The 13,270-nt window shown below is 56.7% G+C and carries 11 protein-coding genes; 4 read left to right on the top strand and 7 right to left on the bottom strand.

What is annotated here, in order from left to right; all coding sequences use genetic code 11:
• Positions 1-45 precede the first annotated feature (45 nt).
• Together HMPREF9166_RS08615 and HMPREF9166_RS08610 are read left to right on the top strand one after the other, a co-directional pair.
• Entirely contained in the window at positions 46-639 is a 594-nt protein-coding gene (locus HMPREF9166_RS08615; RefSeq protein WP_039981285.1) for a type IV toxin-antitoxin system AbiEi family antitoxin domain-containing protein, read from the top strand.
• Complete coding sequence (locus HMPREF9166_RS08610) at positions 636-1,499, top strand: nucleotidyl transferase AbiEii/AbiGii toxin family protein (protein ID WP_009753620.1); 864 nt, start codon at positions 636-638, stop codon at positions 1,497-1,499. Before HMPREF9166_RS08615 ends, HMPREF9166_RS08610 begins: the two co-directional genes overlap by 4 nt.
• On the opposite strand, the gene HMPREF9166_RS08605 is transcribed toward HMPREF9166_RS08610, so the two are convergent.
• The 7 genes from HMPREF9166_RS08605 to HMPREF9166_RS08575 form a co-directional block, all read right to left on the bottom strand.
• A complete protein-coding gene (locus HMPREF9166_RS08605) occupies positions 1,474-2,709 on the bottom strand; it encodes a restriction endonuclease subunit S (protein WP_009753619.1) in 1,236 nt (411 codons plus the stop codon). The genes HMPREF9166_RS08610 and HMPREF9166_RS08605 overlap by 26 nt on opposite strands.
• Positions 2,706-4,283 carry a type I restriction-modification system subunit M gene (locus HMPREF9166_RS08600; RefSeq protein ID WP_009753618.1) on the bottom strand — a complete coding sequence of 526 codons (1,578 nt, stop codon included), beginning with the start codon at positions 4,281-4,283 and terminating at the stop codon, positions 2,706-2,708. Before HMPREF9166_RS08600 ends, HMPREF9166_RS08605 begins: the two co-directional genes overlap by 4 nt.
• Positions 4,284-4,313: 30 nt before the next feature.
• Entirely contained in the window at positions 4,314-4,685 is a 372-nt protein-coding gene (locus HMPREF9166_RS08595; protein WP_009753617.1) for a DUF86 domain-containing protein, read from the bottom strand.
• Positions 4,675-4,980: a nucleotidyltransferase family protein gene (locus tag HMPREF9166_RS08590; protein WP_039981282.1), complete on the bottom strand. Its 306-nt coding sequence runs from the start codon at positions 4,978-4,980 to the stop codon at positions 4,675-4,677. Before HMPREF9166_RS08590 ends, HMPREF9166_RS08595 begins: the two co-directional genes overlap by 11 nt.
• A gap of 263 nt (positions 4,981-5,243) precedes the next feature.
• A complete protein-coding gene (locus HMPREF9166_RS08585; RefSeq protein ID WP_009753615.1) occupies positions 5,244-8,276 on the bottom strand; it encodes an efflux RND transporter permease subunit in 3,033 nt (1,010 codons plus the stop codon).
• A complete protein-coding gene (locus HMPREF9166_RS08580) occupies positions 8,273-9,322 on the bottom strand; it encodes an efflux RND transporter periplasmic adaptor subunit (protein WP_175279234.1) in 1,050 nt (349 codons plus the stop codon). Before HMPREF9166_RS08580 ends, HMPREF9166_RS08585 begins: the two co-directional genes overlap by 4 nt.
• A 179-nt stretch (positions 9,323-9,501) precedes the next feature.
• Positions 9,502-9,837, bottom strand: coding sequence for a type II toxin-antitoxin system RelB/DinJ family antitoxin (locus HMPREF9166_RS08575; RefSeq protein ID WP_039981280.1), 336 nt, complete (start codon positions 9,835-9,837; stop codon positions 9,502-9,504).
• Positions 9,838-10,092: 255 nt separating this feature from the next.
• Here HMPREF9166_RS08575 and HMPREF9166_RS08570 point away from each other — a divergent pair, with 255 nt between their 5' ends.
• Both HMPREF9166_RS08570 and HMPREF9166_RS08565 read left to right on the top strand, forming a co-directional pair.
• The gene (locus tag HMPREF9166_RS08570) at positions 10,093-10,980 is read left to right on the top strand and encodes a fructose bisphosphate aldolase (RefSeq protein WP_039981278.1); all 888 of its coding nucleotides are present in this window, start codon (positions 10,093-10,095) and stop codon (positions 10,978-10,980) included.
• Positions 10,981-11,191: 211 nt separating this feature from the next.
• The gene (locus tag HMPREF9166_RS08565) at positions 11,192-12,952 is read left to right on the top strand and encodes a 1-deoxy-D-xylulose-5-phosphate synthase (protein ID WP_009753610.1); all 1,761 of its coding nucleotides are present in this window, start codon (positions 11,192-11,194) and stop codon (positions 12,950-12,952) included.
• The last annotated feature ends 318 nt before the right edge of the window (positions 12,953-13,270 follow it).

The raw sequence follows: 13,270 nt of genomic DNA, 5'->3' as shown, positions 1-13,270 counted from the left end.
ATTTAGGTTATAAAGTAAGCATGAAAATCAAGCAAGGTGAATGAAATGACGATTCCCGCAGAACTTAAAACGATTTTAACACAAAACGGTAATACAATCACAGCAGCTGAAGCAAACGCAGCGGGCATCTCAAACGAGCGTCTGCGCCTGCTTGTTCAGGGGGGAGTATTAGAACACCCCTCCTTCGGCGTATATGTCCTGCCGCATGATTTCGTCGATCGGATGTATGCCATACAGAAACGCCGCCCGAAAATCATCTACTCCCATGAAACAGCGTTATTTCTCCACGACCTGACCGACCGCGATCCCATTTCTTACGCCGTGACCGTCCCAACGGGGTATAATACTGTAAAACTGCGCAAGGAGGGCTTTACAGTATATACCATTAAACGCGACCTGCACACAGTTGGAACAACGGAAGCAGAGACGATGTTTGGACACACGGTACGAGTTTACACCATGGAGCGCACCATCTGTGATTGTCTGCGCAGTCGCAGCAGGATGGATGTGACACTGCTGACCAATGCGCTCAGACGCTATGTTAGACGAAAGGATAAAAACCTAAATACACTCATGAAGATGGCGAAAACATTCCGCGTAGAACAGCTACTTCACCGCTATATGGAGGCACTGCTATGAGGACATCGGAGCAATTGAAGGCGCACATTCGCAACCGCGCAAAGGCGACCAATGTGCAGGCCGAGATTCTTCTGCGCAGCTTTATGATGGAGCGCTTCTTGGAACGCATCGCCCACTCTTCCTACCGACACCACTTCATTCTCAAAGGAGGTATGCTAATTGCGGCGATGGTCGGCATCGCGGAACGGACGACAATGGATATGGATGCAACCCTAAAGGGCAGGACGCTGAACGCATCTGAAATTACTGCCATGATTGAGGAAATTCTCTCCATTCCAATGGATGACGGTGTTTTTCTCACCATGCACGGAATTGAGGAAATCCGTGAGGAGACCGACTATCCTGGCTTTCGTATCTCCATCAGCGCACGTCTGGATAAGACGCGGCAGATGCTAAAGATTGACATTACAACAGGAGATTTCGTCACGCCAAGGGAAATCATATATCCATTTAAGTTGATGTTCGAGGACAGAAGCATCGACATCATGGCGTACAACGTCGAGACGATCCTCGCCGAGAAATTTGAAACAATCATCACACGTAGCACCGCCAACACACGCATGAGAGATTTTTACGATATATACATTCTGACTGTATCTCATCCATTCGATCCGGAGATATTCCGAACCGCACTGCAAAACACCGCCGAAAGACGAGGCACATCGGCGCAAATGACTGAGATGGACACCATCATTCACATGGTAGCAGACAGTCCGCAGATGCGTGAGCTGTGGCGACGCTATCAGTCAAAATATAGCTATGCCACGAACGTAACGTGGGAGATGGCGACCGCACCGATTGTAAAACTGACAAAGGATGTGACAGGAGCGCACCTCATGCCTCCTTCCGTCGAAACGTGAGGCGCTTATCCCGATAGTATTCATACTGCTTCTTGCGTGCGGCGATCTCGGCGGGAAGCCCCTGCGTGAGGTCATTGCAGAGCGCATCGAAACGATCGAGGATTTCCGCTATTTTATTTTGCTTTTCAATATCAGGAAAAGGGATCTCAAACTTCTCAATATCCTTCAAGCTGATATGTGGAACTGCGCCAGCGGTACGTTTTGCATTTACATATTCAGTAAGTTTTCCACTAGAAATATAGTGATATACATAATGTGAATTTGATTCTTTTGAACGAACCCTTGCAACACGTTGAACAAGCAAGAGGGGAAGGTGCTCCTTTTTGACAAGTCCATAGCTTTGTCCAACCAAAGAGCCATCCATCGCTATTATAATATCATCCGCTTTCAGTTTATATTTATCTAAGCCGTCAGTATTTTTCCAATATCTATTATTTCCCTCCTGAAAATCAAGGACACCTCTTTTTACGTTCATACCCCTCATCAATCGAATTCCATTGTTGACAAATTGTGAACTGTCAAAGGGATAACCTGATAAAATATCACAAACATCCCCCAACGTTTTCCACTCAACATCTACATCATCCCGCGAAAAGTTCAAAAGACTGTCACGATAGAAAGAATACTGCTTTTTTCGCAACGTTAGCTCCGCTGTTAGCTCCGCTGTTAGCTCCGTAAAATTGTCCAACATTTTCACAATTTCATTTTGGATGGGGAGCGGCGGGACAGGAATGACGATTTCCTTAATGGCAGGAACACTCGAATGAACAACCTTACTCTTGACGCGCCCCTTGCTTTTTTGCCGCTGTGCCATTTCGGTAGACAATACATAGGAAAGATATTTGGGATTCTGCTCATGCTGTAAGACGACAATATCGCCACCTGCCACACATTTATCATGTCCAATGTACGCCGTCGATTTTGCAATCTCCTCGACACTCTCCCCCGTGATGGCAAATAAGATATCACCATGCCCAAAATATTTAGGATTTGTGAGAAACGTTTCGTCGGTATGCGAAACACAGGAGTCAAACCAGATGCCATAGGTCGTATAAATTTCACCGTATCGAACGCATGGGATTCCCATTGCGGTCAGTTCATCCCGTTTGATTCCTGCACCACGAAATACATTAGTCGCAATCTCCCCCAATTTTTTATACTCCACCCCATCGGGACACAGTTCCTTTATCATCTCACGCAGCCGACTCATAGCGCGATGCCCTCCTCTCCCTCGATCTCGGCGATGATCTTCTCAATCTCGTCACGCAGAACAGTCTCGCGTGCGACGAGGGTGCGAATCTCGGCGTTCAACTGCACGATATCTATGATCTCGCGTGTATCCTCCGGCTCGACATAGGTGCTGACGGAGAAGTTATAGTCCTCGGCAGCGATCTCCGCCCCCTTTGCGACGCACACGGTATGCTCCACATCTACCCGATCCGTATAGAGCTTTAGGATGTTCTCAATGTTTTCCTGTGAGAGTTTGTTGCTGTTTGTGACCTTGACACATTCCTTCGATGCGTCGATAAAGACCGTCGTGGTATCTGGTTTTGACTTCTTGAGCACCATAATGCAGGTCGCAATCGTTGTGCCAAAGAATAGGTTGTCCGGCAGCTGAATCACGGCATCGACGTAGTTGCTGTCCACGAGGTACTGACGGATTTTCCTCTCTGCGCCGCTGCGGTACATGATGCCGGGGAAGCAGACGATTGCAGCCGTCCCATTGTTCGCAAGCCATGCAAGCGCATGCATAATAAACGCAAAATCCGATTTGCTCACGGGTGCAAGCACGCCGGCAGGCGCATAGCGTGGATCATTGATGAGCAGAGGGTTGTCTTTCCCCGCCCATTTCTTTGAGTACGGCGGGTTGGAGACGATCGCCTCGAACGGCTCATCGTCCCAGTGGTGGGGGTTGATGAGTGTGTCCCCATGCGCAATGTCGAAGTCGTCGAAGTTGATGTCGTGCAGGAACATGTTGATGCGGCAGAGGTTGTACGCGGTGATGTTCTCGTCCTGCCCGTAGAATCCGTTGCGGACGTTCTCCCTGCCAATGACCTTGGCGAATTTCAGCAGGAGTGAGCCGCTGCCGCAGGCGGGGTCATAGACTTTGTTCACCTGCGTTTTCCCAATGACGGTGAGGCGCGTGAGGAGCTCGGAGACCTCCTGCGGGGTGTAGTACTCGCCGCCGCTCTTGCCCGCGTTCGAGGCGTACATCCGCATGAGGTATTCGTACGCGTCGCCGAATGCGTCGATGGTGTTGTTCTGATAGTGTCCGAGGCGCATCGCGCCGACGCCGCTGAGGAGTTTCGTCAGCTTGGCGTTGCGCTCCTTGACGGTCGCGCCGAGCTTGCTGCTGTTCACGTCGAATTCGTCAAAGAGTCCCGTGAGGTCATCCTGACTAGGCGTGCCCGTCGCCGAGCTCTCGATGTGACGAAAGACCTGCTCGAGTGTCTCGTTGAGGCTCTCGTTGGTCTCCGCCCGTGCGAGGACGTTCTGAAAAAGCTCGCTCGGCGGGATGAAGAAGCCGAGGATCTGGACGATGTTGTCCTTCTCCGCCATTGCCTCATCATCAGGCAGGGCGGCATAGTCAAAGTCTGTATCCCCCGCCTCGCGCTCCTCTGCGTTGAGGTAGTCGGTCAGTTTCTCTGAGATATAGCGGTAGAAGAGCGTGCCGAGGACGTACTGTTTGAAGTCCCAGCCGTCCACACTGCCGCGCAGGTCGTTCGCGATCTGCCAGATGGCGCGGTGCAGCTCCGCCCGCTCTACTTCTTTCTTGTTGTCCATGGTCTTTCCTCCGTCGACAGAATCGCGTCGTTATAAGTGAGGGCATCCGCCCGTATCATGATCCATTTTCGCGAAATGCTTTTTTATACAGATCAATGAGTTTCTCAGTTCCGGCATATCATCGGCAATGATCTCCCAAATCAACCGCAGGTTCACGCCCTCGTAGTCGTGGACGATGCGATTTCGCAAGCCGTAGATTTGCGCCCATGCCACCTGCGCGTTCTCCTGCTTGAATGACTGGCCCAGCCTCGCCGTCAATTCTCCGATCTGACCAAGATTGAACACACAGGCCTCAACGAGCATATCGTTCACGCGAAATTCCTCATAAGACATGCCTTCGCAGTATGCACATATCTTGTCGGTATAACGGAGCATTTTGTCAATGATGACCTTATCGCGCATAAATCTGAATCCCCGTTTGTCGAATTTCCTCAGCGAGGCGAGACTTCGGCTCGATATGAGTGATATCGAACACATCCATGTCCTTATCATCCAGTGCCTCACGCAGATCCTCAACAAGCCCCATGAATTGCAGCCCACGGAGATTGCTGTCAACGAGCAAGTCCACATCGCTGTTTTTCGTCGCCGTCCCCTTGCCGTAGGAGCCAAAGAGTATCGCCTGCCGAATCTGATGCTCTGCCAGAATCGGCTGCAGGCGTTGTTTTATCTCGTCACACGTAAATATTGTCTCTGACATGTCAAATCCTCCGATGTCCCAATAGCAACAATATCTTTTTATCATTCGCCACGGATGAATCGTTGTCCTGCTTTTATGCAGGAACATACGTGGAGTTTGTATTTGGTGTTTCACAGACATCGAGATGTCGCTCATGGCGCCCGCTCCGTCACGCTAACGCATGCCCCTCTCCCGCTGCGGCGGGGGCTTAGCACAGCGGGAGAAGCGCAAAAAAACTGCCGCACGAGGATGTCTCGTACGGCAGTTTATTTTCGTTGATGGAATTATTTGATCCGATACGCCGCGGCGTACATGACGGGGAGGACGAGGAGGGTCAGGACGGTGGCGACGATGAGGCCGCCTGCGATGGCGACGGCCATAGGCCCCCAGAAGATGCTGCGCATGAGGGGGAGCATGCCGAGGATGGCAGCAGCTGCAGTGAGCATGATGGGGCGGAATCGCAGAACGGCGGAGTCGATGATAGCGTCCATGGGCTTCTCGCCCGCCGCCTCATGTTTCTTGATCTGGTCGATGAGGATGACGGAGTTGCGGATGATCATGCCGAAGAGGGCGAGTACGCCGAGGTAGGCGACGAAGCCCATGGCAGAGTCCGTCAGGAGCATGGCAAGGACGACGCCGATGAGCCCGAGCGGTGCGACGAGGATGGTGAGCGCCATCTTGCCCATGGTGCCGACCTGGAACATGAGCAGCGTCATGATGATGAAGATCATTGCGGGGACGGGCTTTACGAGAAAGCCCATGGAGTCGTCCGCGTTTTCAAGTGCGCCCGACGGGACAATGGTGGTGCCGGCGGGGAGGTTTTCACGCAGCTCCTTCGTCGCGTCGTAGATGCGCAGAGCGGCATCGTTGCCCTCGCCGTCCTTGATATCCGCCTCGACCATGATGGATGGGAGGAGGTTATGCCGCTTGATCAGGCCGTCCTCCGCCTCGTAGGAGAGACGGGCAATCTGATCCAGCGGGATCGTGCCGCCGCGCGTAGGGATGGGGAGGGCGCCGAGCTGCCCGAGGTTCGTGCGGTCCTCTTCCGTGAGACGCAGGACGATGCCGAGGGTGCGGTCGCCCGTGTAGAACTCCGCTGCCTGTGCGCCCGAGATTTCGGTGTAGAGCATCTGCTTTACATCCTTGGCACTGAGTCCATAACGTTTCAGTTTGTCCTTGTCGAGGTCGATGCGGATGCCTTTTGCTTTTTCCGTCCAGTCGAGATGGACGTTGTCGGTCACAGGGTCGGCGGCGGCGATGGCGGCGACCTGCTCGGCGACGCGGCGCACGGCATCGGTTGTCGGTGCAGAGACGCGCAGCATGACGGGGTGGCTCGCAGGCGGCCCCGTCTGAATGTACTGCGTCGTGACGCGCGCGCCCGAGAGCTCGTCGTTGGCGGCACTGCGGATGATGGCGGCGAGCGCCTCGCGCTGCTCTGTATCCTTTGCCGTGATGACGAACTGTGCTTCGTTCGCGGCGTCCGCCTTCGGCTCAACGGTGAGGACGAAGCGCGGCGTGGACCGCCCGATATAGGCGGCGTAGTTGGATACCTTCTCGCTGTTCGCGTCAAGGATGGCCGTGAGGCGATCCGCCTCTGTCTGCGTCGCCTTCAAGGATGCCCCCTGCGGCAGGGTGAGGCGGACGAGCAGCTCAGGGCGCAGGGAGGGCGGAAAGAAGGTTTGCTTGATGTGCGGGAAGGCGACAAGGCTCATGGCGAAAAGGAGTACGGTGCCGATGAGGACGACGGCACGATGTGCGAGGAAGAGGGTGAGCACGCGGCGAAAGAGACGGTAGAAGGGTGTTGCGTACGGATCGTGCAGTGCACCGTCCGCCCTCTGCTTGACGCGGATCAGATGGCAGCCGAAGAGCGGTGCGACCATGACAGAGACGATCCAGCTGAGGAGGAGGGCAATGCCGATCACGGGGAAGAGGGCGGAGCAGAACTCGCTCGCCATGCCTTTGGAGAAGGCAACAGGAATAAAGCCCGCGCAGGTGATGAGCGTGCCCGTGAGCATGGGCTTTGCCGTCTGGGTAAAAGCGTAGCACGCGGCGTCGAAGCGATCCTTGCCGCGCTCAAGCTGGACGCTCATCATCTCGACGGCGATGATGGCATCGTCGACGAGAAGCCCGAGTGCAATGATGAGTGCGCCGAGAGAGACTTTGTGCAGGTCGATGCCAAGGGCGTACATACAGACGAATGTGCCCGCGAGGACGAGCGGGATGCAGCATGCGACAACAAGTCCGGTGCGCAGACCGAGTGAGAGGAAGCTGACCGCGAGGACAATGACGATGGCGATGGCGAGCGTCTCCACAAAGTCATGGATGGAGTGCTGAACGACGGCAGGCTGGTTCGACACCTCGCTCAGTTCCGTGCCGAGCGGGAGATCCTGCCGAATCTGCGCGGTGAGCGCATCGAGGTCTTTGCCGAGGGCGAGGATGTTGCCGCCATTCTCCATGGAGACGGCGATGCCGATGGCAGGTGCGCCGTTATACATCATTTTGGGGTCGGCCGGGTCGATCGGGCGGCGCGTGATGTCCGCTATGTCGCCAAGGCGGAGGACTCTGCCCTCTGCGGGGATGGGGAGGGCACGGATGTCGTCGAGGCTGTCAAAGACACCCGAGACGCGCAGGTTGAGCGTCCCGTCCGCCGTCTCGATCGATCCGCCGGGAAGGACGGTGTCCTGCGTGCGCAGGGCGTCCGTGATCGCCGTCGGGGCGATGCCGAGGGAGGCGAGGCGGTCGCGGCTGATCTCGACGTAGACGCGTTCGCGCTGGACGCCAATCAGCTCGACTTTTTGCACGCTTGGCACGGTGAGAATGCGGCGGCGCACGTCCTCCGCGATGGCACGCAGCTCCTCATAGGAGTAATCCTCGCCTGTAACGGCATAGATCGAGCCGAATACGTCGTCAAAGCGATCGTTGTAGAATGGACCGAGAACGCCGTTCGGCAGGTCTCCCTTGACGTCCTCGCCGAAGTTGCGGACGTCGCGCCATGTCGGGCGGATGAGGTCCGTATCTACGTCGTCGCGCAGTCTGACGTAGATGATGGTCTGACCTGCGCGCGTCTCGCTTGTGATCTCCTTGAGTCCCGGCGTGTCCTGAAAACGCCGCTCAAGTTTATCCGTGACCTGATCCTGCATCTCCTCTGCCGTCGCGCCCGGCCATGCGGCGGAGACGACCATCTGGCGGATGGTAAAGGCAGGATCCTCCATGCGGCCGAGGGACGTATAGGCAAAGATGCCGCCGACGGCAAAGACGATGATAAAGTACCAGACAAGGGTGCGGTGGCGCAGGGAGAGCTCGGTGAGGTTTCTCATTTCGTGCGCACCGCCTCTCCGTCATGGAGACGGTGGATGCCTGCCGTCACAACGACGGCATCCTGCGGAAGCCCTGCGGCGACGACGTCGTTGTCGCGGAATGCAGTCACGGTGACAGGGCGCAGGTGTACGATGCCGTCCTCCACGACAAAAACCTCTGCCGTGTCACCCGTCTGATAGATGGCGGAGAGCGGGAGGACAACACCGGCCTCGTCCGATGCACCGAGACGCACGTGTGCCGTCATGCCGAGCGGGAGGTCGGCGGGGGCATCCGCGAGGGCAATGCGTACAGCGTATGTGCCGCCTGCGGCATCAGCGACGGGCGCGATCTCACGTACCGTGCCCGTGAGTGCCGCGTGGTTTGCCCAGAGGGAGACGGCGGCGGGCATGCCGATGGAGACCTCGGCGAGGCGGCTCTCGGGGACGGCGATCTCGATTTCACGTTCTCCATCCTGTGTGAGAGTCATGACGGTCTGCCCTGCGGCGACGACCTGTCCCTCCTCGGCGGCGATGCCCGAGATCACGCCGTCCGCGCCTGCGATGAGGTTCGTATAGCCGAGCGCGTTGCTGCTCTGTGTGTTCTGTGCGAGTGCCTGACGGTAGGCGGCCTCGGCGGCGCGTTCGTTTGTACGGTACTGATCGAGCATCGCCTCCGAGATTGCCTGTGCGGCATAGAGCTCCTCATAGCGCGCACGGTTGGCGCGGGCGAGATCAAGCTGTGCGCGCGCGGAGGCGACGCCTGCACCTGCCGCATTCACCTGCTGCTGTATGTCGCGTGCGTTGATGACCATGAGCACGTCGCCTGCATGGACGTGCGCACCCAAGCTCACATTGCGCGAGAGGATCTGCCCGCCGACCTGAAAGGCGAGCTTCGTCTCATAGCGTGCGCGGACGATCCCGCTGTAGTCTGCCTCCGATGCACCTGCTGCGCTGAGCGCCATCGTGCGCACGACGGGGGGCGGCGGCTCTTTGGCTGTATCGCTGCCGCAGCCGGTGAGCAGCATAAGTGATGCCGCGAACACGAGGGCGGTATATTGCTTCTGCATGACGATCTCCCTTTCGAATCCCATTCTGCTCAAATTTTACCATTTTAGGGGCAGAGAGTAAAGAAAAAGAACTGCCGTGCGGGCGGTATGCCCACAAAGCAGTCCTATGCATGCACGTCAACGACGCAGGAGAGCAATGGGGCGTCGTCCCCCCCCTTTTGTCCTCCGCAACGGTGTTGTCATCTCTTTTTTTTCTTCTTGTTCGACTTTTTATTCTGTGACATCTGTTTGATCGTCAGCATGAAACTCCGTCCGCGTGCCTTGGAGGCGTTCGCGCAAGACTTTGTATGCAGGACACCGCACGCGACCGCGTCGGCGTCGTCCAGCGCGACGAACACGCCTCCGTCGGGGCGCGATTTCTGCAGGGGAAATGGGATGCCGTCGTGCAGGAGGATCTGGTGAAAGAACAGATTGATCGCCTCGTTCGTCGAGAGCCCAAGTGCATGGCAGATCTCATCGACCTCCGCCCGGACGGCGGCGTCAACGCGAATCTGCATTAGTTTCGTCTCTGCCATGAACTCCCCTCCTTTTTTCAGGAAGCATGGATCACCATCGATAATATAAAATTGCAACATGATTTTAAGATATGTGCAAGATTGAAAGTGCAGTGTCTCTGATAGGTACTTTCATATTCATTGCCTTTTTTATCTCATTGCGGTATAATAGGACGCGTAAGGATTTCGATCGGGGTGCAGTCCGGAAGAACATGGAGCCGAATGGATCTGTGTGCGGGCTGTCTGCCCCACGGATACGACAAGGAGGAATCCACCATGAATCAGCAGCAGCTCACCCGCATGGAGCACGATAAGGGCTTTATTGCCGCACTCGATCAGAGCGGCGGCTCGACGCCAAAGGCTCTGAAGGCATACGGCATCGATGAGAGCGCCTACCACGGCGATGAGGAGATGTTTACGCGAGTTCACGAGATGCGCACGCGCATCATCAAGAGTCCCGCATTCGACAAGAGCAAGATCCTTGCCGCCATTCTCTTTGAGAACACGATGGACCGCAAGATCGACGGACTCTACACGGCCGACTATCTCTGGGAGAAGAAGGGCATTATCCCCATCCTGAAGGTCGACAAGGGGCTCGCGCCTGAGGCGGACGGCGTTCAGCTCATGAAGCCCATCCCGGGGCTCGGCGCACTCCTCGACCGTGCAAATGAACGTCACATATTCGGGACGAAGATGCGCTCCGTCATCAAGGAGGCAAATCCCGGCGGCATCCGCTCCATCATCGACCAACAGTTTGCGTTCGGTGAGGACATCATCGCAAAGGGGCTCGTCCCCATCCTCGAGCCTGAGGTCGATATCCACTGCCCCGATAAGGCAATGGCAGAGGATATCATGCTCGGCATCATCAAGGAGAATCTCACCAAGCTCTCCTCTGGTGCAAAGCTCATGTTCAAGTTCACCATCCCGAGCGTCGACAATCTCTACTCAGAGATCATGAAGGATCCGCACGTCGTCCGCATCGTCGCGCTCAGCGGCGGCTACTCCCAGAGCGAGGCGAATGAGAAGCTCGCACGCAATCACGGCCTCATCGCCAGCTTCTCGCGTGCACTCGCGCAGGATCTGCGCGTGAGCCAGAGCGACGCGGAGTTCAACGCCGTACTGGAAAAGGCGGTCGACGGAATTTACGCCGCGTCGATTACCTGAGAGCGTACGATCCACGACAAAATAAGCGGGACATACGGCATCCATGGGCTTTTCCGGCCAATGGATCCCGTGTGTCCTGTTTTTTCATCGTATTTTCCCGTAAGCAATATTTTTTCCAACAAGTTATTAGAATATATGATATAATGATAGGAGTGTATTTCATGATCAGGCGTGCGGATGTCGCCGCACGTTCTCTAGGAGGGCTTTCCCCTTGTATCTTGAACAGATCCACAGCCCATCGGACATCAAGGGCTATACCCCCGCGCAGCGGCGTGCGCTCGCAGCGGAGATGCGCGCGGCGCTCATCACACGAGCCAGCAGTGTCGGCGGGCACATTGGGCCGAACCTCGGCGTGATCGAGGCGACTATCGCCCTGCACACGGTGTTTGACGCGCCGACGGACAAGATCATCTACGATGTGTCGCATCAGTGCTATCCGCACAAGATGCTGACGGGACGTGCCGCCGCCTACCTCGATCCCACGCACTACGGCGAGGTGTCGGGCTTTACGAATACGGAGGAGAGCCCGTACGACCACTTTAACATCGGGCACACCTCGACCTCGATCAGTCTCGCAACGGGGCTCGCGAAGGCACGTGATCTCGCGGGACGCAGTGAGAATGTCGTTGCCTTCATCGGCGACGGTGCGCTCTCGGGCGGCGAGGCGCTTGAGGGGCTGAACGTTGCGGGCGAGATGCGGTCGAACCTCATCATCATCCTCAACGACAACGACTGGTCGATCTCCGAGAATCACGGCGGCATGTACGAGATGCTCCGCCGTCTGCGCGAGACGAACGGGACGGGGGCGGACAATCTTTTCCGCGCGATGGGGCTCGACTACCGCTACGTCGCGGACGGAAACGATACCGAGGCACTGATCGCGGCGTTCGCTGCGGTAAAGGACAGCCAAAAGCCCGTCGTCATTCACATCCACACGCAGAAGGGCAAGGGGCTCTCCTTTGCCGAGGATGATCCCGAGGACTGGCATCGTCATGCGCCGTTCCACACGGAGAGCGGCGCGGTCAAACATCCGTCTGCGCCCGATCCGTGTCTTGCTGCAACGGTCGATTTTGTCCTAGCCGAGGCAAAGCGAAATCCGAACTTTGTCTATCTCTCAGCGGGCATCGTCGGCGGCATCGGGCTCACGCCTGCTGAGCGTGCAGAACTCGGTGCGCAGTACGTCGATGTGGGCATCGCCGAGGAGCACGCCGTCGCGATGGCGTCGGGGCTCGCACGCGGCGGGGCGCGCCCCGTCTTTGGCACATACAGCACGTTCTATCAGCGCACGTACGATCAGATGGCGCAGGACGTCTGCATCAACCGCAGCCCTGCGGTCTTTCTCGTGACGGGGGCGTCGCTCTATCGCTCGACCGATGTGACGCATCTCGGGTTCTATGACATCTCGATTTTCTCCCATGTTCCGAACCTCGTCTTTCTCGCACCGACGAGCATCGAAGAGCACCTCGCTGTCCTGCGCTGGGCCATCGCGCAGACGGAGCATCCCGTCATGATCCGCACGCCGCTCGGCGGCTATGCGGAGAGCCCCTATCCCGTCCGCGCGGACTACAGCGCGCTCCATCGCTCCATCGTCGTCACGGAGGGCGCGGAGGTCGCACTCATCGGCGTGGGGAACTTTGCCGCGCTCGCTACGGCGGCGGCAGAGGAACTCGCGCGCGACGGCATCCACGCCACCGTCGTGAACCCGCTCTACCTCTCGGGACTGGACGAGGCGCTCCTCACACGTCTCAAGGAAAAGCACCGTCTCATCGTCACTGTCGAGGACGGCATCCTGGACGGCGGTTTTGGGGAAAAGGTCGCGGCGTTCTATGGGGTGGACAGGGACGTCGAGGTGAAGAGCTACGGCCTGCCGAAGGCCTTCTTCAACCGCTACGACCCAGCCACTCTCGCACGCGCGCATCATCTCACCGCCCCACAGATCGCGGCGGACGTGCGCGTGAGACTAAGATCTTGATTCTGCCGCTGTTTGTGGTATAATAAGGGTACGCAGAAATGACGTACATCCATCTGCACAGAAAAAGCCCCCGCAATTGCCGTTGCGGGGGCTCTCTTATTTGACACGAGGAAAGAGTTCAAGAAACCTCAGGCTGATTGCCGTTACTCTCCGTCTAGCCATTTGCAGGCATAGTGGGTGACTATGCCCGCCATAACGGAAAGTAAAAATGACGTACACTGCTCCATCAGCACACCTCCTTTCGGTGCCGGTATTGGAGGCGGCAACACATTCAGTATAGCACGACAGCGAACATAGTGTCTATCCTCTCTCCATGCC

This window comes from Selenomonas sp. oral taxon 149 str. 67H29BP, from assembly GCF_000146365.1.
Taxonomy (GTDB): Bacteria; Bacillota; Negativicutes; order Selenomonadales; family Selenomonadaceae; genus Centipeda; species Centipeda felix.
The sequence above is the reverse complement of the archived record's forward strand: the minus strand, read 5'-3'. Positions and strand labels throughout refer to the sequence as shown.